The following is a 25154-nucleotide window of genomic DNA, read 5'->3' as shown; positions in this document are numbered from 1 at the left end:
CGCGGCGGTTTGGATGGTGGCATGCGTTCGGTTGCGGTTCGGGTGGAGCGGCCTGCTCTGGCAGGTGTCCGGTTGCACGAGATCGATCTGCTGCGGATCTTCGCGGCGGTCTCGGTGGTGCTCTACCACTACCTGTTCGCCGGGTACTACAAGGTCGTCTCGCCGCTCGGGTTCGCGGCGCCGGGACTGGTGGCCAGGTACGGGTACCTCGGGGTCGACCTGTTCTTCCTGATCAGCGGGTTCGTCGTCCTGTTGTCCGCCTGGAACCGCACCCCGCGGAGCTTCGTCGTCTCCCGGGTGGTGCGGCTCTACCCGGCGTACTGGGTGGCGGTGACGCTGACCGCGCTGGTGTCCGTGCTCTTCGGCGCCGGACGCTTTCCGATCGGCTTGGTCCAGTACCTCGGCAACCTGACCATGCTGAACTCCTTGGCCGACCTCGAGAACGTCGACGTCGTGTACTGGACGCTCTGGGCCGAGCTGCGCTTCTACGCCATCGTGTTCGCGCTGACCTTCTTCACCATCACGGCGCGCCGGGTGAGCATCCTGCTCTGGTCGTGGCTCGGACTCACCGCCCTCCTCGAGTACGGCGTACTGCCGGCGGGCGCGGACCTCGTGCTGAACACGCAGTACTCGCACTATTTCATCGCGGGCATGGCGCTGTGCCTGATCTACCGCTTCGGCCCGCGCTGGTCCTGGCTGGTGCTGGTCGGGTTGTGTCTGATCAACGCGGTGTATCGCGGCGTGCAGTTCGCCGGTGACGTCGAATCCCGTTTCCACACAGCGATTCAGCGACCGGTGGTCGTCGGGCTGATCGTGCTGATCTTCGCCGTGATGCTCGCGGTCGCGCTGCGACTCACGACTCGGCTGGCGAGACCGTGGTTCGTGGTCCTGGGCGCGCTGACGTACCCGCTCTACCTGATTCACGCGCACATCGGCTTCATCGTCTTCGAGCGGCTGGGCGACCAGGTGAACAAGTACCTGCTGGTCGGTTCCACCACGGCGGCGATGGTCGGTGCGGCGTACCTGATCAACCGGTACGTCGAGAAGCCGCTCGCGCCACGATTGAAGCGGATGCTCGAGGGGCGGCGCGGATGAGGGCGCTGGGCAAGCGGTTCGCCGTACTGGCCGTTGTCCTGGCGTTGGCGGGCTGTACCGGCGGCGAGCTCGAGGCCGATCCGCCGGTCGAGGCCGACGGGCCGTCGTTGACGCTGGCCTTCGGCGGCGACGTCAACTTCGAGGGTCGCACCCAGGAACTGCTGGACAAGGATCCGGCGACGGCCTTCGGTCCGGCCGCGAGCAAGCTGGCGGCCGCCGACCTCGCCGTCGTGAACCTGGAGACCCCGATCACCACCCGCGGAACACCGCAGCCGAAGCGGTACCTGTTCCGCACCGATCCCCGCGCGGTGACGGCACTGACATCGGCCGGCGTGGACGTTGTGAGCCTGGCCAACAACCACACGCTCGACTACGGCCAGGTCGGCCTGGCGGACACCCTCGCCGCGGCGCGCGCGGGGAAACTGCCGACGGTCGGCGCCGGTCGCAACGCTGCCGAAGCCTTCGCACCGTGGCGGACGACGATCCGCGGTATCCGGGTCGCCGTCTTCGCCTTCAGCCAGGTCTCGGATCTGGCCACCGAGTGGACCGCGACGCGCGACCGCCCCGGACTGGCAGTCGCCGTCGAACGCCGTCAGGCCTTGGACGCCGTACGGGCCGCCCGCGCGACCAGCGACGTGATCGTCGTCGTCCCGCACTGGGGCGCGGAGCACGACCGCTGCCCGACCGCCGACCAGAAGTCCTTCGCCGCCGACCTGTCCGCGGCCGGCGCCGACGTGGTCGTCGGCGCCCACGCCCACGTGCTGCAGGGCCAGGGCTACCTCGGCCGCACGTTTGTTGCCTATGGCATGGGAAATCTGCTCTGGGGCTCGGGCCTGCTGGCCCCGGAGGACTGGCGTGGCGGCGTACTGAAGCTGACCCTGCACGGCCGCACGGTGGTCGAACGCGACTTCACTCCCACGACGCTGTCACCCGAGACCCGCCAGCCTCTCGAGTTCACCGCCGCGGAGGCCGACAAAGAACGGGCCCGGATCAACGGCCTGCGGGACTGCGCCTCGCTGGCCCAGGTGCCTGGCTGACTGCCTTGCCATCGGCCCCGGGCAGCTTCCGGGTCTCGATGAAGTTCTGGGCGACCTCGCGCAACTTGGTGTTGGTGTCCTGAGAGTAGCGCTGCAGGACGGCGAACGCCTGGTCGTCGCTGAGGTCGAAGCGTTCCATCAGGATGCCCATCGCGATCCCGACCAGCTTGCGGGCGTCGACCGCCTGGGTCATGGTCTGCGCCTGCCGGGTGGTCGCGACGGCGACCGCCGCGTGCCGGGCCAGGATGTGGGCGACCGCCTGGTCGTCGATGGAGAACGCGTCGGGCCGTCCGCTGTAGAGGCCGAGCACGCCGACCGTGCCGGTGCCGATCGACAACGGTACGTCGAGCACGCTGCGGACGCCGAGCGCTTGCACGGTGCGGGCCCAGTGCGGCCAGCGGCCGTCGGTCGCGACGTCGCGGATCAGCAGCGTGTCCTGCTCGCGCAGGCAAACGGTCAGCGGTCCCTCGCAGCCGGTCATCTGGGCCTGGTAGATGGTGGCCACCACGGGGTCGGTCACCGCGGGAACCTCCGGGCGCCGTCCGCGGACGGCGAGCGCCACGCCGGCGTGCGAACAGCCGAGGGCGTGCAGCGCGAACTGGACCACCGTCTCGACGGTCTCTTCCATCCCGGCCGAGCCGTGCAGTTCGAGCGCCAGTTCGGCGAACAGGCGCGCGTGCGTGTGGTGCAGGTCGAGCTCCATGGGCCGCCTCCGGTCGACGGGAGCGGCGTCGCCCACGCCGCTGGAGTCACTCCCTGTCAGCATGCCCCGTTCCGGTCCGGAAAGCACGCCGCTCAGCCGCGATTTTCACGGTCAATCGTTTACCTTGTCCGGCCACGCTCCGTCACGACCGGTTCGTTGCCTGATCGCGGTACTCCGGCGGCTCGCGACGGCAGCCGTCACGACGGCCGGTCGTCGCCGGGGCGGAGCCGGTGGCTGGGGGACCGCGACGGGTACGGGCCCGGGCTGTAGACGTTGATCTCCTCGACGGTCCCGTCCTTGTTCCGGATGACATGCCGTACGCCGGCCCAGCGCGCCACCTCGGCGCCGATGCAGATCTGCTTCAGCCGCGGACCACCGCGGGAGAACGGTTCCACGCAGCCCACCCGCCGGGTCATCCAGGCGCCGTCCCAGAAGGTCTCGACATCTCGTGCGTCCATCCCGCTGCCCTCCCCTCCGCAGCAGACCAGTACCCCTACAGGTCTGATGCATTCCGGGTGGTGCCGATCGCTGTGGGTCGAGGGTGGCCGGGGCGTTTCCAAGCCGCCTGACGGGGAACCCGGGGGCCGACCAACCGATCGATCCATGGTGGGAGTGGTGACGATGACCAAGGCACGCGACCTGATGACACCCGGCGCGGAGTGCGTCGGCGAGAACGAGACCCTGGTGGACGCGGCCCGCAAGATGCGGGACCTGGACGTCGGCGCCCTGCCGATCTGTGGTGAGGACAACCGGCTCAAGGGCATGGTCACCGACCGCGACATCGTGGTCCGGTGCATCGCCGAGGGTGGCGACCCGGCCACCGCGACGGCCGGCCAGTTCGGTCAGGGCAAGCCGGTGACGATCGGCGCGGACGACAGCATCGAGGAGGCCCTGAAGACGATGACCGAGCACCAGGTCCGCCGGCTGCCGGTGATCGACGGGCACGACCTGGTCGGCATGCTCGCCCAGGCCGACATCGCCCGGTCGATGCCCGAGCATGCCACCGGCGACACGGTGCAGGACATCTCCCAGCCCTAGCCCGGCGGGCCACCCGCGAACGCCAGGCCCGGACCCCTGTCGCGGAGACGGCGGTCCGGGCCTGCGTGCGGTCAGATCGTGGCTTCGATGATCGACATCGTGACTCCTTCTCGATCAGTGGGGCGACGAGGTGGCGTGCTACCTTCGAGCCGCGGTTCTGGGTGAAGATTCAACGATTGGCGGAGGGCATGCGCCGGTTCTCCTGGCTGGGGTTCGTGGCACTCGCGGCGGCGGCCACGGGCTGCGGAGCGTTGACGGGCAGCACCGGTGACGGAGCGATCCGGTACGTCGCGATTGAGGACGCGGGCCTGGTACCGGCGTCGCAGCCGGCCGGCCCGGACGCCTCGACCGGGACCTGGCGGGTCGACTGCGGCCGCAACGAGCGGGGGATCCACAACTCCGACAACCTGGTGGTGAACCCACGAGTGGTCGGCGCCGCGCACCACAACCACGACTACGTCGGCAACGTGTCGACGAACGCGTTCTCGACCGACCGGAGCCTCGCGGCGGCGGCGACCACCTGTCGCGGCGGTGACCGGTCGACGTACTACTGGCCGGTGCTCCGGGTGCCCGACGGCGGTACGGCGCACGGCACGGGCGAACACGATGCCCATGGCAACCAAGGTCGGATCCTGCGACCGGACTCGGTGCTGATCGAGTTCCGCGGCAACCCGGTCAGCGACGTGGTGGCGATGCCTGAATTCCTGCGGACCGCGACCGGCAACGCGCACGGCTACTCCCAGGCCGGCCGGCGTACCGACCGTCTGCAGTGGACCTGCTCCGGCGCCAGGGACCGGGTGGCCAAGGACTACCCGCGCTGTCCCGAGGGGCAGCAGGTGATCCGGGTGTTCGACTTCCCCAGCTGCTGGAACGGCAAGTCGCTCGACAGTCCGGACCACAGCTCCCACCTCGTCTTCCCGGCCGGGTCGGGCGGATGCCCGCCGGCCACGTTCCCGGTGCCGCAGCTGCACGTCGAGGTGGCCTACACCGTCCCGCCGGACGCGGACTTCACCATCGACACCTTTCCCGAGGACGGCGGCAGCGCCCTGGCCGACCACGGTCACTTCATCAACGTGATGCGACCGGCGCTCATGGACCGAGTCGTTGCCTGCATCAACGACGGCCGCAGCTGCACCGCCTGAGTCGCGGTCAGGACCCGGAACCGGTGTTGGCCACCGCGGCCTTGCCGCCCTGGGAGTTCAGCGCGAACCAGGTGTTGCCGACGCCCTGCCCGAGAACATCACCGGGCAACTTGTCTTTGAAGAAGTAGTACGCCGGCCACCCGCCGACCGTGACCTGACAAGTGCCGTCCGGCCGCTCGACGTACCCGACCAGCGAGGGGTCGACGCCGACGGTGTAGATCTTGCCGGGCGACTTCACCAGCAGCGGCGGCCACTTCTCGGCGCACGCGCCGACGCAGGTCGCGGTGGACGGGTTGGCGGTGTCCTCGTCGAACCGGTACAGGGTCATCCCGCGGCTGTCGGTGACCACCGGCGACTGCCCACTGTTGAGCTGCACCGCCGGGCTGCTCTTCGTGACGTCGGCCGGCGGCTCGATCGGCGCCGGGGCCGGACCCTTGAAGATCTGGACGGCGCCCTGGGTGCGCTGCAGCACCGGCGCCTGCTGGATCCCCTGCGGCTGCTGCTGAACCGGTGCCGGGTCGGTCGTCGACGGCTGCCCGGGCTGCGGAGCCGGCACCGTGACGGTTTGGACCACGGTCGTCGGCGCGATCGCCGGCGCCGCGTCCGGCTGAGAATTGTTGCCGCAGGCCACCAATGTGGTGAGACCCGCGGAGGCCAGGGCGATCGTCGCCAGCGTGCTGCGCTTGTTCATGGTTGCTTCCCTCGAGCTTGGGCGGTCCCGTCGTCCGGGTCCGTTCGGCAGCAGACACGCGGCGCACCGCCGACGGGTTCAGATCGTCACTGTGACGAGCGTCTCGCCGAACCGTGAACCAAAACCCGCCGGGCGCCGTGTCTGGGTGGCGAGCTCGCGGACCGGCCGGTGCGCCGGAGCGAGCCAGAACCGGACCGAACCCACCGACAAGGAGTCGACATGGCGACCTACCACCAGCAGACCGGCAGCGAGACCGGCGGCAGCCGCGGCTGAACCAGCACCGGACAACGTGCCGAACAGGGGCCGGCACGTCGTCGCCACGGTGTTCACGAGGGGGCCGCGGCCGACGACCCGCACGCGGCCCCCTCGGCACGACCGGGGTGCTGGTGAGTGAGAAGATCACGTTCCGCGTTGCGGAACCGACGAGAGGTGGAACTGAATGGCCGGGTTCGCGACCCGACGCCGCCGCGAGACAGCGGACGAGGAACTGGTCCGGACGTTGTTCACCGAGCACGGCAAAGCGATGCTCGCCTACGCCACCCGGCTGACCGGTGACCGGGCCGCCGCCGAGGACGTCGTACAGGAAGCACTGGTCCGGGCCTGGCGGCACCTCGACGACCTGGGCAACGGCAAGGGCTCGGTCCGTGGCTGGCTGCTCACCGTCGTCCGCAACATCGTCACCGACCGGGTCCGGGCGCGGAACGCGCGGCCGGCGGAGGTGGCGGAGTCGCCGACCACCGTGCCGGTCGAGCACGACCACGCCGACCACGTCGTCGACACGATGGTGGTGCTGCAAGCGCTGGACCGGCTGTCGCCCGAGCACCGGGTGGTGCTGGAACAGGTCTACCTGCAGGGCCGCAGCGTCGCGGAGGCGGCCGACGTGCTCGGCATCCCGCCCGGAACGGTGAAATCACGGTCCCACTACGCGTTGCGCGCACTGCGCGAGCACTTCCCGGCGCGGCACCTCGGGATGGAAGGAGTCGCCTGATGACGACCGACAACCACGTGGACGTCGACGGCTACGTCGACGGTGAACTGGACACGGAGCAGTCGCGAGAGGTCGAGTCGCACCTGGCCGGCTGCGCGACCTGCCGGGAAGAGGTGAACTCCTTGCGTGAGCTGCAGAGTTACCTGCAGGAGGTTCCCCCCGAGGCGTTGCTCGACGGGCCGCCGGCCGACGCGGACCTGCTGCTGCAGCGGACCCTGCGTCAGGTGCGTCAGGAGTCCGCCCGGACCCGCACCGGCCGGGGAGCTGTCGCGACCACGGTGTCGATCGCGGCGGTTGCCGCGGTGCTGGCCGCGGCGGGCGGCGTACTGATCGGGCGGAACGCCGGGCCGGACCAGCCGCTCGCCGTACCGGAGCCGACGCCGAGCGCGTCGAGTTCCGCCGTACCGGGGACCCGGTTCGCCAGCAGCGTCGATCCCAGCACCGGGGCCCGGCTCACGGTTCGGGTCGAACCGGCGTCCGGCTTCGTGCGGGTCAACGTGGCCGTCACCGGTCTGCCAGCCGGAGAACCGTGCCGCCTGATCGTGGTCGGCAAGGACGGCAGGCGGGAGACGGCCGGCAGCTGGCTGGTGTCGGAGAAGGGAGCCCAGCAGGGCACCACACTTGACGGCACCGCGCTGATCGATCCGGACGACGTCACCGCGGTGATGATCGAGAACACCAGCGGTCAGAAGTTCGTCAGCACTCCGGTCTGATCACGGCGCCGCGGTGCCTGGTGCTGCGGCACCGGGCACCGCGGTCGATCGCCGCTGGAGGCCGCGATCAGGGCTTCTTGGCGACGCCGACCCACAGGCTGCAGCTGACGTCGGTGAAGACCCGGCGCTCGGCCAGCTGCTCGGTCTCCTCGTCGGGGTGCCAGCGGTAGGGCACCTCGACGCCGGGCTCGACCAGCTCGAGACCGGCGAAGAACCGCTCGATCTCCTCACGGCTGCGGACCTGCGCGTCGCCGCCGTCGGCCTTGTAGACCTGGATCGCCTGCTCCCACATCGCGGGCGCGAAGTCCGGCGTGCAGTGGGAGAAGATCAGGTACGAACCCGACGCCAGCGGCTCGAGCAGTTGCTGGACGAGCTCGTACGGCTTCTGGTCGTCGGTGATGTAGTGGAAGACGCCGACCAGGCACAACGCGACCGGCTTGCTCAGGTCGAGCACCTGGCGGACCTCGGTCGAGTCGAGGATCGCCTGCGGGTCGGTGACGTCGGCCTCGAGGTAGGCCGTCTCACCCTGTGGGGAGCTGACCAGCAGGGCGCGGGAGTGGGCCAGCACGATCGGGTCGTTGTCGGCGTACACGACGCGGGCCTGCGGCACGATGGCCTGCACGACCTCGTGCAGGTTCGGGCTGGTCGGGATGCCGGTGCCGACGTCGAGGAACTGGGTGACGCCGCGCTCGGCGACGTACCGGGCGGCGCGGTGCATCCACATCCGGTTCGACTGGGCCGCGGTCCGGAAGCCGGGGAACGCTTCGAGCAGGTGGTCGCCGGCCTCGCGGTCGACCGCGAAGTTCGTCTTGCCGCCCAGGAAGTAGTCGTAGACCCGGGCACTGTGCGGCACACTCAGGTCGAGCCGGTCCACGCTCGACGTGCCGGCCTCGTCCGTCTGATCACTCATCGCAACTCCTCGAACTGTCCCGTGCGTAGACCGCATCGTAGCGGTCGCGCGGCGGTGTGTGACGAGCGCGTCGTGGTCGAATTGAGACAGGCGACACCGAGCCGCGCCGGTCGACCGAACGGAGGAACTGTGGAGCAGTGGGATCCGACCGCCCCGGGGGTACTGCGACTGCCGTCGGGCCGGCTGGTCCGCGGCCGCGGCCTGCGCGACGGGCTGCCGTCCGGACCCGAACCGACCTTCGGCGTCTACCTGCTGGGCAAACCTCCGCCGGCCGTCGCGTGGGACTCCCGCTGGATCCGCTGGCCCGACTTCCGGCTGCCCGCCGACCGTGCCGAGGCGCGGGGAATCCTGACCGAGACGCTCGACCGGCTGGACCGCGACCGCGTCGAGTTCGCCTGCGGAGGCGGCAAGGGCCGGACCGGAACAGCCCTTGCCTGCCTGGCGATCCTGGACGGCGTACCGGCCGGTGAGGCGATCGCGTTCGTCCGCGCGAACTACCACCGGCACGCGGTGGAAACTCCCTGGCAGAAGCGCTACGTGCGCAACTTCTGATCGGCCGGCCGGATCAGGAGCGAACCAGGCGGGCGATCGCCTCGGAGGCTTCCTTGAGTTTCCGGTCGGCCTCCGGACCACCGGCGGCCGCGGCGTCCACGACGCAGTGCGCCAGGTGGTCGTCCAGGAGGCCCAGTGCGACGGACTCCAGTGCCTTCGTCATCGCGGAGATCTGGGTGAGGATGTCGATGCAGTACTTCTCGTTCTCGACCATGCCCTGCAGGCCGCGGGCCTGCCCCTCGATCCGCTTCAGCCGCCGCAGATAGGCCTCTTTGTCGCCGATGTAGCCGTGCTGTGCCTGCTCGGTCACGCCACCACTTCCTTCCCTGACCCTCGACGAGCACCCTACCGGCCCGTCCGCCGGCGGTGAGGTCTTGCCTTTTCATAGGGTACCCCCCTAGGGTATCGAACTGTTCCCGTCGATCAAGCTCCGGAACACCTCGCGGGCTCGATCAATACCCCATACCGGTAAGGAGTAGTCAAATGTCTGCAATGGAAGCACCGGCGCCGGCGCGGCGCTGGTGGGCGCTCGGCCTGATCGCCGCGGCGCAGTTCATGGTCATCATGGACACCTCGATCATCGGCGTCGCGCTGCCGAAGATGCAGGCCGAGCTCGGCTTCGGCCCCGGCGACCTGTCGTGGGTGTTCAACGCCTATGTGGTCGCGTTCGGCGGCTTGCTGCTGCTCGGTGGCCGGCTGTCGGACCTGCTGGGTGCCCGGCGGATCTTCGCGGCCGGCTGGGCCGTGCTGCTGGCCGGGTCGCTGGTGGCGGGCCTCGCCAACGGCGTCGCGACCGAGCTCATCGGACGGGCGGTCCAGGGTGTCGGTGCGGCGCTGATCGCGCCGGCGGCGCTGACCCTGCTGATGATGCTGTTCGGCGGTAATCCCCGGGAGTTGACGAAGGCGATCGCCCTGTACGGCGCGGCCGCTCCGGCCGGCGGTACGGCGGGAGTGTTCCTGGGTGGCGTGATCACCGAGTACCTGTCGTGGCCGTGGGTGTTCTTCCTCAACGTCCCGATCGCGCTGGTCGCGCTGATCGCGACGCCGGCCCTGATGCCCCACTCTCCGGTACGGCGTGGCTCGATCGACTTCGCCGGGGCGTTGACCGTGACGCTAGGGCTGGGCGCCGGGGTGTACGCGATCGTCCGCGCGCCCGAGGTCGGCTGGACCGACGGCTCGACGCTGCTGGTCGGCGCGATCGCGGTCGCGTTGCTGGTCGTTTTCGTCGCCGTCCAGGCGAAGCGGCGGGAGCCGTTGATGCGGCTGGGCATCTTCACCGCGCCGAACCTCGCGGCGGCCAACGTCGCGCAGCTGCTGCTCGGCGCGGCCTGGGTGCCGATGTGGTTCTTCCTGAACCTGTACCTGCAGCAGGTGCTCGGTCTCGGCGCGTTCCCGAGCGGCTCGGCACTGTTGCCAATGACAACGTTCATCATGCTCGGCATGATCGTGGTGGCGCCGCGGGCGATCGCCGCGAGCGGTCCGAAGAAGACCCTGGTCGCCGGCATGACCGTGCTCACCGCCGGCCTGGCCGCGTTGTCGCTGATCCGTTCCGACGGGTCGTTCTGGGCCGACGTCCTGCCCGCGTCGCTGATCGCGGCGGCGGGAATGTCGCTGGCCTTCATCCCCAGCCTCGGCATCGCGCTGTCCTCGGCCCGTCCCGAGGAAGGCGGTCTGGCGTCGGGCATCGTCAACACCAGCTACCAGATCGGCTCCGCGCTCGGCCTGGCCGCGATGACGGCGGTCGCCGCGGCCAACGGCGCCGGCAAGCTCGGTGACCTCGCCGCGCTGACCGGCGGATACTCCGCGGCGTTCATCGGCGCGGCCGTCATCGCGGCCGTCGGCGCCGTACTGGCCGCGGTCTCTGTGCGCAGCGCGGCAGAACAAGTCTCAGAGGAATACCCCCAAGGGGTATAGTGTTCACAGGGTGGTGAGGCGGTGGCGCGATAGCCGCCCCCACTCTGGACGCGGAGAGGACGGATCATGGTGAAGGCCACCACTCACGGCCAGGATCACCAGCACCCTGGCGAGCACCACGACCACGAAAGCCACGCCGGGCACGGGCCGGCGGCAGGCCACGACGCGCACGCCGGTCACGGTGGGCACGACAAGCACGCCGGGCACGACCCGGAGATGTTCCGGCGGAAGTTCTGGCTGAGCCTGTTGCTCACGCTGCCGATCGTTGCCACCAGCCACATGGTGATGGACTGGTTCGGTTACACGCTGGACTTCCCGGGGATCAGCTGGGTCGGTCCGGTGCTCGGCAGCTTCGTGTTCTTCTACGGCGGCTGGCCGTTCCTGGTCGGCGGTGTCCGGGAAGCCCGCGACCGGGCTCCGGGCATGATGCTGCTGATCTCGATGGCGATCACGGTCGCGTACGTCGCCTCGCTCGCCACCAGTCTCGGCGCGTTCGACCTGGACTTCTGGTGGGAGCTCGCGGCGCTGGTCACGATCATGCTGCTGGGTCACTGGCAGGAGATGAAGGCGATCGGCCAGGCCCAGGGCGCACTCGCCGCCCTGGCGGCTCTGCTGCCGGACGACGCCGAGCGCGTCACCGGTGACGGTGTCGAGACCGTCGCGATCGCCGACCTGACCGTCGGCGACGTCGTCCTGGTGAGGTCCGGCGCGCGGGTGCCGGCCGACGGGGAGATCGTGGACGGCGCGGCCGAGCTGGACGAGTCGATGATCACCGGGGAGTCGCGGCCGGTCGCCCGGACCGTCGGCGACCGCGTCGTCGCGGGAACCGTGGCGACCGACTCCGCGATCCGGGTTCGCGTCGACGCGATCGGTGAGGACACCGCGCTGGCCGGCATCCAGCGGCTGGTGAGCGAGGCGCAGCAGTCCAGTGGGCGGGCCCAGGTCCTGGCCGACAGGTTCGCCGCGATGCTGTTCTACATCGCCACCGCCGCCGCGCTGGTCACCTTCCTGGCCTGGTGGGCGTTCGGGACGCTCGACGAGTCCGTCGTGCGCACCGTCACCGTCCTGGTGATCGCCTGCCCGCACGCCCTCGGGCTGGCCATCCCACTGGTGATCGCGCTGTCCACCGCGGTCGCGGCAAAGGCGGGCATCCTGGTCAAGGACCGGCTGGCGCTGGAGCGGATGCGCACCGTGCAGGCCGTGCTGTTCGACAAGACCGGCACGCTGACCAAGGGCGAGCACGTGGTGACCGGCATCGCCGGTGACGGGATCGACGAGCAGGAAGTACTGCGGATCGCCGGAGCCGTCGAGGCCGACAGCGAGCACCCGCTGGCACGGGCGATCGTCACGGCCGCCGATCAGCGCGGAGGACGAGCCAAGGCCGGCGACTTCACGTCACTCACCGGTCGCGGTGTCCAGGCCTCAGTCGACGGTACGACGTACGCGGTGGGCGGGCCGGCCTTGCTGCGGGAGCTGGACGCCACTGTGCCGAGCGTCCTGCGGGACCGGGCCGAGCAGTGGTCCGGGCGGGGAGCCGCCGTGCTCTACCTGCTGCGGGTCGAGGGATCGACGTCGGTCGCGACCGGTGCGATCGCGCTGGAGGACGAGGTCCGGCCCGAGGCGCGCGAGGCCGTCGAGCAGCTCCGGGCGGCGGGCGTCGCCAAGATCGTCATGATCACCGGTGACGCCGAACCGGTCGCCCGCGCGGTGGCCGTCGACCTCGGCTTCCGCGAGGGCGTCGACGAGGTGTTCGCCGAGGTGCTGCCGGCCGACAAGGACAAGGCCGTCAGCGAGCTGCAGTCCCGCGGCCTGACGGTGGCGATGGTCGGCGACGGGGTCAACGACGCACCGGCGCTGGCGCGCGCCGACGTCGGCATCGCGATCGGCGCCGGCACCGACGTCGCCATCGAGTCGGCCGGAGTCGTGCTCGCGTCGTCGGACCCGCGCGGTGTCGCCGGCGTGATCCGGCTGTCCAAGGCGTCGTACCGCAAGATGATCCAGAACCTGGCCTGGGCGGCCGGCTACAACGTCGTCGCGATCCCGCTCGCCGCCGGAGCACTGGCCTGGGCAGGGTTCACGCTCAGCCCGGCGGTCGGCGCCGTGCTGATGTCGGCCTCGACGATCGTCGTTGCCGCCAACGCCCAGCTGCTGCGCCGGGTCCACCTGACCCCGGACCGGTAGCAGGGACGCTCAACGACCTCGGCTGCGCAGGGCGTACCGGCGCTCGGCGTAGGCGAGGTCGTCGCGCCACAGGCGGGCGGCGGTCCAGGTCATGGCCGGCCGCAGCAGGGGAGCGGCGCGACGGGCGAGCTGGAAACCCGGGCGCTCCGAGGTCGCGACGGTCGCCTCGATCACCGCGGTGCGAGGCCGGCCGTCGCGGGCCGGGCCGATCGGCGTGGCGTGGGTTTCCACCACACTCCCGGCACCCTCGCCCTCGAGGATCCGCATCACGACCGTGCGCGGCCCGGGACAGATGAACTCCGCCCGCACCGGTACGCCGAGCGCGCCGCCGAGGCGGAACGTGACGTCGACGAGGAACCGGTCGTCGGTCTCTTGCGGCACCTGCAGCACCCGCAGGTCCGAGAACGAGTACGGGTGGAACCAGGCGCCGTGCCAGGGATCGAGGCGGTTGGCCACCACGTCGACCGGTTCGCAGTACCCGGTCATCGTGGCAACCGCGTCGAGCTGCAGCCCGACCGGCCGCTCCGGCACGGTCGGCAGATCAGTGGGCTCCTCACGCCCGACCTGATCCAGGCGAACCCAGCACAGCACGCCGTCGTCGTGGCTCGGATAGCTGAGCCAGCCGAAGCGGCCCTCGTCGCCGACGGCCAGACCATGCCAGCGGCAGACGACCTGTCCGTCGTCCACCTTGCCCGCGGCCAGCGGCGCGCCGAGGTGCGGGCATGCACCGGGCCCGACGCGCAGCGTGCCGTCCGTACGCCGCCAGGCCACCAGCTCGACACCGCCGACCTCAACGGCGACGGGCTTCGCCGAACCGATCGAGCGGCTGGCGGCGAACACGAACCAGTTGCCCGACGGCTGTGCCTCGGCCCGCTTCACCGCGGCTTCGATCACCGGCGGCGAGGCGTCGCGGTACGTCGGTTGCTGCCGCGCCCAGGGTTCACGCGGCAACCACTGCACCGGCCAGCGCGCGGGCCACTTCGCCGGCACCAGTCGGGTGATCGGGTTCTTCACGAATCCTCCTCGGACTTGAAACGGCTCAGCCCCCGGAGCCGGCCACGGTTGGGCACGGTCATCAGGGTGTGGCCGGTCACGCCGAAGCCGGCCAGCAACAGGTTGGCCGCGTGCAGGCCGGTGGTCGCGGCGCGTTCCATCAGGGCCACCGGTAGATCGATGCGGATCGTGTCGCCGGCCAGGACAACGCCCGGATCGGGCGTCGCCACGGTCGGCCGGTCGGCGAAACTGCCCGGCGCGAACAGCGGGCAGTCGTCGCGCCACAGCGACACCGCGTCGACGACCCCGGCCGCCTTGGTCTCGGGATAGATCACGTGCAGCTGGTCCTCGAGCTCGCGGGCGATCGCCGGAACCTCGGCGCTGCTGCCGGCCGCGGTTCCCGTCGCGGCGGCGTACGCGTGCAGCTCGACGACGGATCCGCCACTGGTCGCAGCCCACTGCCGGGCCTGGTTCTCGTACCGGTTCAGCACCGAGATGTTGTCCAGGCGTCCCCAGCCACCGGTGCCGAGGAACGCCGGCCGCTCGGGCGCGACGGGTTGGTCGAGCCACAACCGGTGCACCAGGAACGGTGGTGCCGTCCGAAGCGCCGCGACCTGGTCCCGCCAGTCCGCGGTGCCGAGCCCTGGTGACGATCGCACGAGCTGCTGCAACCCCTGGACGTCGGCCGCGATCACGACAGCGTCGACGTCCACCGCGTCGCCGTCGAGGTGAACGCGGTACCGCCGGTCGCCACCCGGCTCGACCGCGCTGACCGGCGTACCGGTGCGAACGTCGGCGCCGAGCCGGCTCAGGTAGTGACGCAGCGGCTCCCACAACGCCGCGTCGAACGTGTCGGTCGGTACGTCGAACAGCAGGCCCTCGGACGATCCGAGGAAGTAGAGGTGGAACATCACCGCCAGTTCGGCCGCGGACAGGTCGTCCGGAGCGGCGAAGAAGCTGCGCGAGAACACCTCGAACGCGAGATGCCGGGCGGCGGCCGGGAAGTTGATGGCGTCGAGCAGCTCGGCGGCGGTCGTGGTGTCGAGCCGGTGGTACACGTCCGGCACCCGAACTGTTGCCAACGGCAACGCTGCGCGCGGGTTGAGTCCGACGAAGTCCCGGACCGTGAAGGTCGGGCTGCGGAGCGCGAAGGCGATGGCGTTCCACGGCGGGCGGCGCGGCAACCCGCGGAACGTGTCGGTCCGGTGCGCGGTGTCGATCAGGGGATAGTCGTCGACCGGAGTGAGCCGGTCGAGGGCGGAGTCCGTGCGAGCCAGCAGGCTGCGCAGGTTGTAGTACTGGCGGAAGAACGCGTGGAATCCCCGGCTCATCGTGGCCGGCGTGCCGTCCGGCAGGCGATGCGGCCAGGCGCCGACCCGGCCGCCGAGGTACTGCTCCTTGTCCAGCAGGCAGACCTGGATTCCCCGTTCCGCCAGCGCGGTGGAGGCGGCCAGGCCCGCGATGCCGCCACCGATCACCGCCACCCGCCGGGGCCCGACTCCCGCCGAGCCGGTCAGGTCCGCCGACGTTCCCGGCCGCGCCGGCGCCGGCGGGGCATGCCGTTCCGCACGTGGGTCGGTCGGCCCGGTCCAGGTCATCGTCCCGACTCCGCCCGTACGCCGGTGAAGGTGTGCGCGACCCCGCGCTGCCATCCCGACATCGCCCCGACCTCGACCTGCGCGAAGCCCGCCGCGAGCATCCGCTCCCGGAAAGCCCGTGCCCCGTCGAAGTGCCGCACGCTTTGCCACAAGTGCCGATAGAGCGACGCGTCCCCGGTGGTGATCCGCCCGGCCGGGATGATCACGCTCCAGCACACCGCGTCCCACACCAGCCGCGCGCGGCGCGAGTCGGCCACGGAGTACTCGTGCACGGCCAGCCGGCCGCCCGGCCGCAGCAAGTTGCGCAGGGCAACCAGTCCGTCATCGGGCTCGGCCAGATTGCGGATCAGGTACGCCGCCAGGCAACCGTCGAACGGCCCGTCGATCCCCGCCGACGCGAGCTCCTCCATCGAGCTGTGAACGAACCGCACCGACGGCGGGAAGTCCTTCGCCCGAGCCTGCGCCAGCATCTCGCCTGACGCGTCGAAGGCCACGATCTCCGCCTTCGGAGCCACCGCCAGCAGCGCCGCGGTCGACGCTCCCGTGCCGCACCCTGCGTCCAGGATCCGCAGCCCGGCGCCGTCCCGAGGCAGGCGAAGCCGGGACGCCGACAGCCGCAGCTGCTGGTGATACCCGGGATTGGCGCCGACCAGCCGGTCGTAGGCCCGGGCCCCGACGTCGAACGCCGCCGGCACCTCCGCGCGCGGCAACCCGTTGCTCATGACGTCTCCTTCCGCGCCGCCGCCCCGGCTCGCACCCACAGCAGCAGCGTCGCCGTGACCAGTGCGAAGCCGAACGCGAAGTCCTCGATCGGAATGTCCCACGGGAACCGCACCCCGGTCACGTGGTCCGGGTCGTACAGCACGATCGGCGCGTCCAGCTTGGTCAGCCAGCCGTCCACCGGGATCTGGAACCCGAACACGATCACCATGCTGATCCAGTACGCCGGCCGCCGGAACAGCCCGGTCCGCAGCCAGGCCAGTTCGGCCACGACCACGACGATCACCGCGAGCACGGCCGGCAGGGTGTACCCGATCACGACCGCACCCCTTCGCGCCGGGCGCCGCGGTACCGCTCGATCCGCGCCAGCATCAGCGTCACGGTCTCGTAGGTGAGCAGCCCACAGGTCGGCACCACCACGAAGAACACCAGCTCCTCGACCGGAATCCGGAACGGCAGCGTCAGGCCGGTCAGGTACGCCGGATCGTAGCTCCACACGCCCGCCGCGATCGCGATCGCGTCCCAGACCAGGAAGACGACCAGTACCGGCAGCAGCGCCCGCATCCAGCGCCGCGGCCGCCGATAGACCCGGGCGCCGATCAACTCGAGCGGCAGCGTGATCGCCACGCAGGCCGCCATCACGATCAGGTACTGCCAGTGGTCGCTCACGTGCTGGTCACCTTGCCGTTCGCCAGTGGTCGACGGCCGAGCCCCCGGCGCCGCCGTACCCAGACCGCCTGCGCCAGCGCCGCCGCCCCGACGGTCACCTTGCGGGCGGTCGACACATGGGCGCGGCGGGTGAACACGTCGTGACCGGCCGCTTCGATCCGTCCCAGGATCTCCGAGTACAGCACGTACGCCGTCCGCACGCAGGGCCTGGAGACCTCCGCGAGCTGGTCGATCCCGGGCACCGCCTCGGCGTAGACCGCCCGGGTGGCCGCGATCTGAGCGCGCAGCGCCTGCGTCACGCGCGGCTCGGTCCGCCGGCCCGTCACGCACCACCCGAGCCGGTCCTCGTCCACGCCGTACGCCGCGAGCTCGTCCAGGGGCAGGTAGATCCGGCCGCGTTCGAAGTCCTCCGCGACGTCGCGGAGGAAGTTGGTCAGCTGGAACGCGAGGCCGAGCGCCGCAGCGGCAGGTTCGGCCTCGGCACGCGGTACGGCGGTGCCGAGGACCGGCAGGACCTGCAGACCGATCACCTCGGCCGATCCGCGGGTGTAGCGGTAGAGCTCGGGCCGGGTGGCGTACCGCTCGACCGTGAGGTCCATCCGCATCGAGGTGAGGAAGTCGTCGAACAGCGACTGGTCGATGGCGTAGCGGTGGATGGTGTCGACGACCGCGGCCAGCACCGGGTTGTCGCAGTGCTCACCGGCGAGACCGCGTTGCAGGGTGTCGGCGACCGCGGTCAGCGCGGTCTCGACGTCGTCCGGGGTCGCGCCGGCGGGAGGCAGGTCGACGATGTCGTCGGCGTAGCGGGCGAAACCGTACAGCGCGTGGATCGCCGGGCGCTGCGCCGGGGCGAGCATTCGGGTGGCGAGGAAGTACGTCTTGCCGTGCTCGGCGTTCAGTTCCCGGCAGCGCAGGTAGGCGTGCCGCAGGCGGGGATCGGTGATGCGGGCGGCGTCTAGCTCGGCAGCGCTCATGCGATCTCTCCTCTCGAGCTGAGCGGACCGGTGATGCGATCGGCGGCCAGGCGCCCGGACAGCAGCGCCGTCGGGACGCCGACGCCGGGAACCGTGCTGCCCCCGGCCAGGACGACGTTCTCCGTCCGGCGCGGGAAGTTGCCCGGCCGGAACGGGCCGGTCTGGGCGAACGAGTGCGACCAGGCGAACGGCGTACCGGCGACCATGTCCTGGCGAGCCCAGTCGGCCGGGGTGAGCAGATGCCGGACCGTGATGGCGGAGCCGAGGCCCGGGAGGTGCCGGCGGTCGACCAGGTCGATCAGTTCGTCGGCGTACCGGTCGCCGTCGCGGTCCCAGTCCGGCTGGCCGCGGTGCGCGAGGTTGGGCACGGGCGCCAGGATCGAGATCGTGTCCCGGCCCGGTGGCGCGAGCCGCTGGTCGGTTGCCGTCGGCCGGGTGATCAGCAGCGACGGATCGCGCATCAGCTCGCCGGTCTCGATCAGCTCGCGGAACGTCGAACGCCAGGCCGCCCCGAACGAGATCGTGTGGTGAGCCAGCTCCGGGACGACCCGATCCAGCCCGGCATGCAGTACGACGGCCGACGGCGCCGCCCGCAACGCGACCGGTCGACGCGGGGCACCGCCGAGCAACTGATAGCTGACCGGCAGTTCGGTGGTGAGCACGACCGCGTCCGCCGCGAACCGGCGTCCGTCCTCGGTGTGTACGGCGGTCGCGCGGCGGCCCGAGCCTTCCAGCTGACGCACGCTGGCGCCGTACTCGATCTGGACTCCGGCCTTGGTCGCGGCCGCGGCGAGCGCGTCCGGGACCGCGCTGACGCCGCCGGCCGGAAAGTACACGCCGGCGACGGTGTCCATGTAGGTGATCACGGCGTACAGCGCGAGCGCGGCCTGCGGCGACTGGCCGACGTACAGGGACTGGAAGGTGAAGACCCGGCGCAGGCGTTCGTCCTGGACGAACCGGGCGATCGCCGGGTCGAGCCGGCGGAAGCCGCCCAGGGCGACGACGCGGGCGAGCTGCGGCGACAGCATCGAGAGCGGGGAGTCGAAGTTCGCGCCGACGAAGCGGTCGAACTCGACCCGGTACAGCGTCTGCAGCCAGGCCCGCAGCTGCCGGTAGCCGGTCGCGTCGCGATCACCGGCGAACGCCCGGACCGCCTCCACCATCGCCTCCGGGTCCCGGTGCACCAGCAGGTTGCTGCCGTCGGCGAAGCGGGCGTCGTACGCCGGGTCGAGGTCGGTCAGCCTGAGGTGGTCACGCCGGTCGGCGCCGACCGCGGCGAAGGTGTCGTCGAGCACGTCGAGCATGGTCAGCACGCTCGGGCCGGTGTCGAAGTGGTGCCCGTCGATCTGGTGCCGGCCGGCCCGGCCGCCGGGGAAGCCGGCACGTTCCAGCACGGTGACGGTCCGGCCGCGCCCGGCCAGATGCAGCGCGGCCGCGAGGCCGGAGAACCCGGCGCCCACGACCACGACGCGATCGGTACGACCTTCGACTGTGCGCATCCAAGTCACCGGGTCCGGCTGGTGCAGTGGTCGGCAAGGAACTCCAAGGTCTCACGCGGCAGCTCGGGGATCGAGGGCTCGGCGTCCAGGGCGGCTCGGGCGGTTCGGACCCGGCCGGCGATCGCCTCCTCGGCCCAGCTCGCGGCGCCGCACGCCTGGATCAGGTCCTGCCACTGCTCGACCCAGGCATCCTCCTGCGAGCCCGGCGCCGGGCGGTCGCGCGCGAGCTTCTGGAGCTGCTCGGCCTGGTGGTGGCCGGCGAGATCGCGGGCCGCGACGACAATCGTGGTGGCCTTGTGCTGGCGAAGGTCGTCACCGATCGGTTTGCCGGTGACGGCCGGATCGCCGAAAACGCCGAGCACGTCGTCGCGCAGCTGGAACGCCTCGCCGATCGCGGCGCCGTACTGGCCGAGGGCCGCGGTGACGGCCGGGCCGCAGCCGGCGAGAGCGGCGCCGAGCTCGAGTGGACGGCGTACGGAGTAGTTGCCGGACTTGCGCCGGGCGACGTCGAGTACGTCGTCCAGCTGGGCGGTGTGGAGGTCCTCGTTCAGGAGGTCGCCGTACTGGCCTACGGCCAGTTCGCTCCGCATGAGGTCGAAGACCGGCCAGGCGCGGTCGAGCGAGGCCCGTGGCAGGCCGCACTCGCGCAACATCCGCTCCGACCACACCAGGCACAGGTCAGCCAGCAGGACGGCGGCCGATCGGCCGAAACGGGCGGGATCAACGAGCCGGTCGGCAGCCCAGTCCGCGAGCCGGACGTGCACGGTCGGCGCGCCGCGCCGGGTGGCCGACTCGTCCATCACGTCGTCCTGGATCAGCGCGAAGGCGTGCAGCAGCTCCAGGCCGGCTGCCGCCTTCAGGGCCTGCCGGGACTCGGGCCGGCCGCACAGCCAGCCGAGCGCGGCGAAGGTCGACCGCAGATATTTGCCACTGACAACGAACTCGGCGAGCGTCTCCCGGAGCACGGCGGTGCCGGGCGCCACGAAGTACTCGGTGCTCCGGCGGTGCGTGAAGTCGGCGACGAGTTCGCGGGTGGTGACGAGCTGGGCTTCGAGCCACTCCGGCGCCGCGAGGCTGCCGGTCGTGGGCTGGGGAGCGAGACGACGTCCGATCGTTGGCAGCACCGCAGTGACCTCCACAGTCGTGAAGACCCCTTGGTACCCCACCGGACCACATGCACGCATTTCGCATAAGTTCGAGGTCCGGACGCCGCCGTCCGGGGGCTACTCCTTCGAGCCGCTGACCGCGATGCTCGCGCCGAGCCCGATGATCATCAGCCCGCCGGTGCCGCCCACCAGCTCCAGCCGCCGCGGCGACCGGGCGAACCAGTCACGCGCGGACCCCGCCGCGACGGCCCAGACCGTGTCCGAGACCAGCGCGATCACGATGAAGATCAGCCCGAGCAGCAGGATCTGCACAGCTGCCGCGCCGGCCGCCGGGTCCACGAACTGCGGCAGCACCGCCGCGAAGAACACCGCTGTCTTCGCGTTCGTCACCCCGACCAGGAAGCCCTGCCGCAGCACGCGCCGGGTGTTCGCCGGCCGCACCCCACCGGTCAGCGCCTCTGCCAGCGACTTGCGGGTGCGGAACGCGTGCACCCCGAGATAGATCAGGTACGCCGCTCCGGCCCGCTTCACCGCCGTCAGCGCGACCGTGCTGGCGGCGATCAGCGTGCCCAGGCCGAGCGAGACCGCGACCAGCATCACCGCTGCGCCGAGCGTGTTGCCGAGCATCGTCAGCATCGCCTCCCGGCGGCCGACCGCCAGGGCTCGCCCGACGATGAACAGCACGCTCGGTCCGGGCACGACGATGACGATCAGCGCGGTGACGGCGAAGGCGACGAGATGATGAGCGGACGGCATCCCGTCAGGCTACGCGCCCGGCAGGCCGGCCGCAGAACCTTTTCGGCACCGCGCCCGTCTTCCGGTACAGGGACCACGACGACGGGAGTGTGGATGCGGTCGGCGGAGCGCGACGAGGACTTCACGGCGTTCGTCGTGGCCAGGTCCGGGCGGTTGGTGCACCTGGCCCGGATGCTGTGCGGTGACGCCGCGCTCGCGGAGGACCTGGTCCAGACCGCGCTGGAGAAGGCGTACCTGCGCTGGGACCGGATCGAGATGGGCGACCCGTTCGGATACGTCCGCCAGGCGGTGGTCAACCAGCATCTGTCCTGGCTGCGGCGTCGGCCCTGGCGAGAGCGGCCCAGCGGAGGCGCGACCGAGCTCGAACTGGACTTCGAGCGGTCCGTCGCCGACCCGGCCCACGAGGTGGAACGCCGGCTGGTGCTGTCCGCCGCGCTCGACGCCCTGACCGCACGGGAGCGGGCCGTCGTCGTCCTGCGGTACGCCGAGGACCTCACCGAGGCCCAGACGGCGGCGACTCTCGGAGTCGCGGTCGGCACGATCAAGAGTGCGCACGCGCGGGCCCTGCAGAAGCTGCGGGCGGTCCCGGGACTGAGCGCCTGCTTCACGGGAGGGAACGCATGAACGACAACGAGCTGCGGGATCTGCTCCGGGCCGGTCCGGACAAGCCGAGCCCGCTGGACCCTTCCCGGGTGATCGCCGGCGCACACCGGCGCCGCCGGACCAGGGTCGTGCTCGCGGCCGGATTCACTTCGCTCGCGGTGGGCGCGGTAGTTGCCGGAGGCATCTCGATCTTCTCGGCCGGGGGTGGTGCCGAGCCGTTCGGGCCACCGGTGGCCGGTCAGCCGAGCGTTGCGCCGAGCGCCAACTCGGCCCGGCCGCGGAACGGCTTCGTCTTCCAGAACAGCCGGCCGGCGATCGGGCAACTGCCGGCCGACGCATCGGTGCGGATCGCGCCGCACTACTCGCTCAAGACCCGCGGGACGCAGTGGGCCGTGATCAGCCAGGTCCCGGGTGAAGCGCCGTACGAACCGTTCGGCTGGCGCGCGACGGTGGGCAACACCAACCTCGGCGACGGCACTTCGCCCGGCGTGCAGAGTCTCGGGATCGGCGGGAAGTCGCAGCTGGTCAGCTCGGTCTTCAACTGTCCCGAGGCCGCCACGGTGGTCTACACGAGTGGCACGCGAGCCTGGTACGCGAAGGTCTACCGGCTCGGCGGAATTCAAGGCTGGGTTGCGTCCTCGGCGATCGTCACCGGCTCGGCGACGGGCAGCGTGACGCCCGGACCGAAGGACGAAGCGGTCTCGGTCTTCGCCTACGATGCGCAGGGCGAGCTGCTGACGAGCTTCGGCGGTGGCAAGAATCCGCTGGCGAACTGAAGAACCCTTCCCGGTGCGTCGACGTCCTTCAGTCCGCAAGCTCACGCGAATCCTTGTGGAGGGCAACAAAAATGAAGCAGTCGAGCACATCAGGCCGTACGACGCGCCTGGCGGTCACCGGACTGTCGATCGCCGCGGTCGCCGGCCTCGCGATCACCGGAGCGGCGGTCGCCGGAGCCGGGAAGCCGCAGGTTGCCGAGGCCGCTGAACTCACGGGCGGCGCCGGCGCCGTATCCGCCCAGGCGGCGGCCGCCGTACCGAAGGCCGACGCTCAGAAGAAGGTGGCCCAGGGCAAGTATTCGTGGCAGAACAAGCCGCAGCCCGTGGGCAGGCTGGCGGCGAACGGATCGGTCCAGATCGCCACTGATGTGACGTTCCGGACCGACGGCACCAAGTGGGCCCTGGTCAGTCACGCGCCGGGCGAAGAACCGTACGAGCCGTTCGGCCGGCGGGCGACGGTGGGCAACGACAACATCGGCGACGGCACCTCGCCGGGAATCCAGAGTCTGGGGTCGGGCCAGGACCTCCTGGGCAACTCGGTGTTCAAGAACGCATCGGCGGCGACGGTGGTCTACACCAGCGGCCGGAAGGCCTGGTACGCCAAGGTCTACCGGCTCGGCGGCATTCCCGGTTGGGTCCAGTCGAGCGCGGTCCTGAACGGCGCGCAGACCGCCAAGAGCACCCCTGGCCCGAAGGGTGACCAGGTGGCTGTTTTCGTCTACGACGCCGCCGGCAAGCTGCTCGCGCGGTTCCCGGACAAGGCCGAGAACCCGCTACCGAAGTAACGACCGCGCTGCGTTCGAGGAGCCGACCCCGTCGGATCCTCGAACGCCAGCCGGCGCGGCCCGATGGGGCTCGTCATGACGGCTGAACGACGAGCAGGAGGTCGCCTCCGTCGACGGCGCGAGGTACGGCCGGGACCAGGCGCTCGACGATCCCGCCCACCGGGGTGGTGATCGCGGCTTCCATCTTCATCGCCTCGATGGTCGCCACGGCGTCGCCCGGCGCGACCTCGTCCCCTTCGCGGACCAGCATCGTCACGACGCCGTGGAAGGGTGCCGCGATGTGGCCGGGGCTCGGCGTCATCACCCCTCCTCGAAGGAGATCGTCGGCCCGTGCGAGGGCCCGGCGTCTGCGGGGCCGATCACGTCCGCCGAAACACCGAAGCACGGTTCGCCGGCGGCGTTGGTGGGACGGTACCGGGCGAGCGTCTTCAGTAGTCGCCCGCGGCGGATCCCGTGGGTGGGATCGAAGTCGATGACTGCGCAGCGGGGAATCGGCGCACCCACCCGGAGCAGCACGTCACCGCCGCGCACGACGTGGCCGAGCCAGGCCTCCTCGGCGTACGGCGTGATGGTGTCGATCATCAGCGTCGCGCGGAACCGTGCCGCCTCGGCCGCCAAGTCAGGGTGATCGGCTCGGGCACCGAGGTCACGCAACGACGCGGTGGTGACGATGCTGACCGGGGCGTTGAACACGACGGCACCACGCGGAGCTCTGGCGAGGTGTACGTCCCGGTCCAGCCAGTCGGACAGGAGCGCCGCGTGTGGTCCTCGGGTGAGTTCCAGGTCGACCGTCCGGCCCCAGTAGTTGCTGGCGACAACCTCACCGGTCGGCTCGGGTGGGGCGCAGACCGTCTCGCCGGTGGGAAGGGTGATCTCGAGCCCGGCGTCGGTGAGAGTCGAGACGACGGCGATCAAGGTCGAGTTCTCGACGGTCTTCAGCACGCGACCTGCTGCGAGATCGACGAGACAGTACTGTCGATCGCCCACCGGGCCGGCCCGGTCGAACCGCACCTCCGGGTAGCTCAGATGCCGGGTCCCCTTGACCGGCGCGAAACCGGCGGAGAGCACCGAGGAGCCGAGATCCAGTACCTCGCTGTGGGTCGTCATCGCTGCCTCAGCTTGAGCTCCAGCCCGCCGGTGAAGAGCTCGACACCGAAGAAGAATCGGTCCGAGGGACTCTGGCCGTCGAGCACGGAGCGACCTTCCGGCACGATGCCGAGGCTGTCGTACTGCATCCGTTGCTGCTCGTGCTGGACATGCCCCAGCACGAAGTGCAGCAGCACGGGGGCGGCGGCCTGACTCGTCTCCTCGTCGAACCCGCCGGACGCGATCGCGGCCGCGAGGCGCTCCACCGCCGCGGTGGATCCGATGCCCAGCGCGAGAGTGCTGGCGACCACCTCGGCGGCGTCGCGATAGGCCAGCAACGCGTCGCGCAGCGCGCCGCACTCGTCCGCGACGGTACGACGCCAGTCCGGCTGCGGGCCGACCGGCGCGGCCCGGCCCACGATGCGGTCGGCCAGATCGGCCAGCAACGTCTGCTTGTTCGGGAAGTGCCAGTACAGGGCGCTGGCCTGGACACCGAGTGCTGCGGCGATGCGACGCATGGTGAGGTCGCCCAGACCGTAGTCGTCCAAGATCTGCAGCGCCGCCGTGGCGACGTCGTCACGCGAGTGCCGGCGGATCGTTTCGTTTTCCTCGGTGGCCACGTGAT

The 25154-nt window shown here is 70.9% G+C and carries 29 protein-coding genes; 12 read left to right on the top strand and 17 right to left on the bottom strand.

What is annotated here, in order from left to right:
* Positions 1 to 21: 21 nt before the first annotated feature.
* Together BWI15_RS26910 and BWI15_RS26905 are read left to right on the top strand one after the other, a co-directional pair.
* On the top strand, positions 22 to 1095 hold the full coding sequence (locus BWI15_RS26910; RefSeq protein ID WP_077017355.1) for an acyltransferase family protein: 1074 nt from the start codon (positions 22 to 24) through the stop codon (positions 1093 to 1095).
* On the top strand, positions 1092 to 2132 hold the full coding sequence (locus BWI15_RS26905) for a CapA family protein (RefSeq protein ID WP_083751055.1): 1041 nt from the start codon (positions 1092 to 1094) through the stop codon (positions 2130 to 2132). Before BWI15_RS26910 ends, BWI15_RS26905 begins: the two co-directional genes overlap by 4 nt.
* Here the strand turns inward: BWI15_RS26905 and BWI15_RS26900 are convergent.
* Positions 2086 to 2835: a GAF and ANTAR domain-containing protein gene (locus tag BWI15_RS26900; protein WP_077017354.1), complete on the bottom strand. Its 750-nt coding sequence runs from the start codon at positions 2833 to 2835 to the stop codon at positions 2086 to 2088. The genes BWI15_RS26905 and BWI15_RS26900 overlap by 47 nt on opposite strands.
* Before the next feature lie 197 nt (positions 2836 to 3032).
* Entirely contained in the window at positions 3033 to 3293 is a 261-nt protein-coding gene (locus BWI15_RS26895) for a DUF2188 domain-containing protein (protein ID WP_077017353.1), read from the bottom strand.
* A gap of 163 nt (positions 3294 to 3456) precedes the next feature.
* Here BWI15_RS26895 and BWI15_RS26890 point away from each other — a divergent pair, with 163 nt between their 5' ends.
* Together BWI15_RS26890 and BWI15_RS26885 are read left to right on the top strand one after the other, a co-directional pair.
* On the top strand, positions 3457 to 3873 hold the full coding sequence (locus BWI15_RS26890) for a CBS domain-containing protein (protein ID WP_077019335.1): 417 nt from the start codon (positions 3457 to 3459) through the stop codon (positions 3871 to 3873).
* 161 nt (positions 3874 to 4034) lie between these two features.
* On the top strand, positions 4035 to 5015 hold the full coding sequence (locus BWI15_RS26885) for a DUF1996 domain-containing protein (protein WP_202817751.1): 981 nt from the start codon (positions 4035 to 4037) through the stop codon (positions 5013 to 5015).
* Positions 5016 to 5022: 7 nt separating this feature from the next.
* Here BWI15_RS26885 and BWI15_RS39860 read toward each other — a convergent pair whose 3' ends face one another.
* Positions 5023 to 5706 carry a hypothetical protein gene (locus BWI15_RS39860; RefSeq protein ID WP_083751054.1) on the bottom strand — a complete coding sequence of 228 codons (684 nt, stop codon included), beginning with the start codon at positions 5704 to 5706 and terminating at the stop codon, positions 5023 to 5025.
* Between the two features lie 439 nt (positions 5707 to 6145).
* Between BWI15_RS39860 and BWI15_RS26870 the strand changes: the two genes are divergently transcribed.
* Positions 6146 to 6694: a sigma-70 family RNA polymerase sigma factor gene (locus BWI15_RS26870; protein ID WP_077017350.1), complete on the top strand. Its 549-nt coding sequence runs from the start codon at positions 6146 to 6148 to the stop codon at positions 6692 to 6694.
* The gene (locus BWI15_RS26865) at positions 6694 to 7407 is read left to right on the top strand and encodes an anti-sigma factor family protein (protein ID WP_077017349.1); all 714 of its coding nucleotides are present in this window, start codon (positions 6694 to 6696) and stop codon (positions 7405 to 7407) included. Before BWI15_RS26870 ends, BWI15_RS26865 begins: the two co-directional genes overlap by 1 nt.
* 67 nt (positions 7408 to 7474) lie before the next feature.
* On the opposite strand, the gene BWI15_RS26860 is transcribed toward BWI15_RS26865, so the two are convergent.
* The gene (locus BWI15_RS26860; protein WP_077017348.1) at positions 7475 to 8317 is read right to left on the bottom strand and encodes an SAM-dependent methyltransferase; all 843 of its coding nucleotides are present in this window, start codon (positions 8315 to 8317) and stop codon (positions 7475 to 7477) included.
* Positions 8318 to 8446: 129 nt separating this feature from the next.
* On the opposite strand from BWI15_RS26860, the gene BWI15_RS26855 reads away from it, so the two are divergent.
* A complete protein-coding gene (locus tag BWI15_RS26855) occupies positions 8447 to 8869 on the top strand; it encodes a protein-tyrosine phosphatase family protein (RefSeq protein WP_077017347.1) in 423 nt (140 codons plus the stop codon).
* 13 nt (positions 8870 to 8882) lie between these two features.
* Here BWI15_RS26855 and BWI15_RS26850 read toward each other — a convergent pair whose 3' ends face one another.
* Entirely contained in the window at positions 8883 to 9179 is a 297-nt protein-coding gene (locus BWI15_RS26850; protein ID WP_077017346.1) for a metal-sensitive transcriptional regulator, read from the bottom strand.
* A 173-nt stretch (positions 9180 to 9352) separates the two neighbouring features.
* Between BWI15_RS26850 and BWI15_RS26845 the strand changes: the two genes are divergently transcribed.
* Together BWI15_RS26845 and BWI15_RS26840 are read left to right on the top strand one after the other, a co-directional pair.
* Positions 9353 to 10783 (top strand): MFS transporter, encoded by a 1431-nt coding sequence (locus BWI15_RS26845; protein WP_077017345.1) that lies wholly within the window; start codon positions 9353 to 9355, stop codon positions 10781 to 10783.
* A 66-nt stretch (positions 10784 to 10849) separates the two neighbouring features.
* Complete coding sequence (locus BWI15_RS26840) at positions 10850 to 12964, top strand: heavy metal translocating P-type ATPase (protein ID WP_077017344.1); 2115 nt, start codon at positions 10850 to 10852, stop codon at positions 12962 to 12964.
* Positions 12965 to 12973: 9 nt separating this feature from the next.
* On the opposite strand, the gene BWI15_RS26835 is transcribed toward BWI15_RS26840, so the two are convergent.
* The 9 genes from BWI15_RS26835 to BWI15_RS26795 form a co-directional block, all read right to left on the bottom strand.
* Complete coding sequence (locus BWI15_RS26835) at positions 12974 to 13978, bottom strand: DUF5914 domain-containing protein (protein WP_083751053.1); 1005 nt, start codon at positions 13976 to 13978, stop codon at positions 12974 to 12976.
* Positions 13975 to 15555 (bottom strand): hydroxysqualene dehydroxylase, encoded by a 1581-nt coding sequence (locus BWI15_RS26830; RefSeq protein ID WP_077017343.1) that lies wholly within the window; start codon positions 15553 to 15555, stop codon positions 13975 to 13977. Before BWI15_RS26830 ends, BWI15_RS26835 begins: the two co-directional genes overlap by 4 nt.
* Positions 15552 to 16277: a class I SAM-dependent methyltransferase gene (locus BWI15_RS26825; RefSeq protein ID WP_077017342.1), complete on the bottom strand. Its 726-nt coding sequence runs from the start codon at positions 16275 to 16277 to the stop codon at positions 15552 to 15554. Before BWI15_RS26825 ends, BWI15_RS26830 begins: the two co-directional genes overlap by 4 nt.
* Positions 16274 to 16594, bottom strand: a complete 321-nt coding sequence (locus BWI15_RS26820) for a lycopene cyclase domain-containing protein (RefSeq protein ID WP_077017341.1) — start codon at positions 16592 to 16594, stop codon at positions 16274 to 16276. The genes BWI15_RS26825 and BWI15_RS26820 overlap by 4 nt, the downstream gene beginning before the upstream one ends.
* A complete protein-coding gene (locus tag BWI15_RS26815) occupies positions 16591 to 16944 on the bottom strand; it encodes a lycopene cyclase domain-containing protein (protein ID WP_077017340.1) in 354 nt (117 codons plus the stop codon). The genes BWI15_RS26820 and BWI15_RS26815 overlap by 4 nt, the downstream gene beginning before the upstream one ends.
* Positions 16941 to 17918 (bottom strand): phytoene/squalene synthase family protein, encoded by a 978-nt coding sequence (locus BWI15_RS26810; RefSeq protein ID WP_077017339.1) that lies wholly within the window; start codon positions 17916 to 17918, stop codon positions 16941 to 16943. The genes BWI15_RS26815 and BWI15_RS26810 overlap by 4 nt, the downstream gene beginning before the upstream one ends.
* Entirely contained in the window at positions 17915 to 19417 is a 1503-nt protein-coding gene (crtI, locus tag BWI15_RS26805; protein WP_077017338.1) for a phytoene desaturase family protein, read from the bottom strand. The genes BWI15_RS26810 and crtI overlap by 4 nt, the downstream gene beginning before the upstream one ends.
* A 5-nt stretch (positions 19418 to 19422) precedes the next feature.
* Entirely contained in the window at positions 19423 to 20541 is a 1119-nt protein-coding gene (locus tag BWI15_RS26800; protein ID WP_237771481.1) for a polyprenyl synthetase family protein, read from the bottom strand.
* A gap of 99 nt (positions 20542 to 20640) precedes the next feature.
* Complete coding sequence (locus BWI15_RS26795; protein ID WP_077017337.1) at positions 20641 to 21279, bottom strand: LysE family translocator; 639 nt, start codon at positions 21277 to 21279, stop codon at positions 20641 to 20643.
* A gap of 93 nt (positions 21280 to 21372) precedes the next feature.
* Between BWI15_RS26795 and BWI15_RS26790 the strand changes: the two genes are divergently transcribed.
* The 3 genes from BWI15_RS26790 (at position 21373) to BWI15_RS26780 (ending at position 23443) form a co-directional block, all read left to right on the top strand.
* On the top strand, positions 21373 to 21903 hold the full coding sequence (locus BWI15_RS26790) for a SigE family RNA polymerase sigma factor (RefSeq protein WP_077017336.1): 531 nt from the start codon (positions 21373 to 21375) through the stop codon (positions 21901 to 21903).
* A complete protein-coding gene (locus tag BWI15_RS26785) occupies positions 21900 to 22658 on the top strand; it encodes a hypothetical protein (RefSeq protein WP_077017335.1) in 759 nt (252 codons plus the stop codon). Before BWI15_RS26790 ends, BWI15_RS26785 begins: the two co-directional genes overlap by 4 nt.
* A gap of 71 nt (positions 22659 to 22729) precedes the next feature.
* Complete coding sequence (locus tag BWI15_RS26780) at positions 22730 to 23443, top strand: hypothetical protein (protein WP_077017334.1); 714 nt, start codon at positions 22730 to 22732, stop codon at positions 23441 to 23443.
* Positions 23444 to 23516: 73 nt separating this feature from the next.
* On the opposite strand, the gene BWI15_RS26775 is transcribed toward BWI15_RS26780, so the two are convergent.
* Genes BWI15_RS26775 through BWI15_RS26765 form a run of 3 tightly spaced genes read right to left on the bottom strand, consistent with a single transcriptional unit; the run spans position 23517 to position 25149 of the window.
* Positions 23517 to 23744 carry a biotin/lipoyl-containing protein gene (locus tag BWI15_RS26775; protein WP_077017333.1) on the bottom strand — a complete coding sequence of 76 codons (228 nt, stop codon included), beginning with the start codon at positions 23742 to 23744 and terminating at the stop codon, positions 23517 to 23519.
* Positions 23744 to 24550, bottom strand: a complete 807-nt coding sequence (locus tag BWI15_RS26770) for an MOSC domain-containing protein (RefSeq protein ID WP_077017332.1) — start codon at positions 24548 to 24550, stop codon at positions 23744 to 23746. Before BWI15_RS26770 ends, BWI15_RS26775 begins: the two co-directional genes overlap by 1 nt.
* Positions 24547 to 25149: a TetR family transcriptional regulator gene (locus BWI15_RS26765; RefSeq protein WP_168197381.1), complete on the bottom strand. Its 603-nt coding sequence runs from the start codon at positions 25147 to 25149 to the stop codon at positions 24547 to 24549. Before BWI15_RS26765 ends, BWI15_RS26770 begins: the two co-directional genes overlap by 4 nt.
* Between the last annotated feature and the right edge of the window lie 5 nt (positions 25150 to 25154).

The organism is Kribbella sp. ALI-6-A (assembly GCF_001984195.1).
In the GTDB taxonomy this organism is placed as follows: domain Bacteria; phylum Actinomycetota; class Actinomycetes; order Propionibacteriales; family Kribbellaceae; genus Kribbella.
The sequence above is the reverse complement of the archived record's forward strand: the minus strand, read 5'-3'. Positions and strand labels throughout refer to the sequence as shown.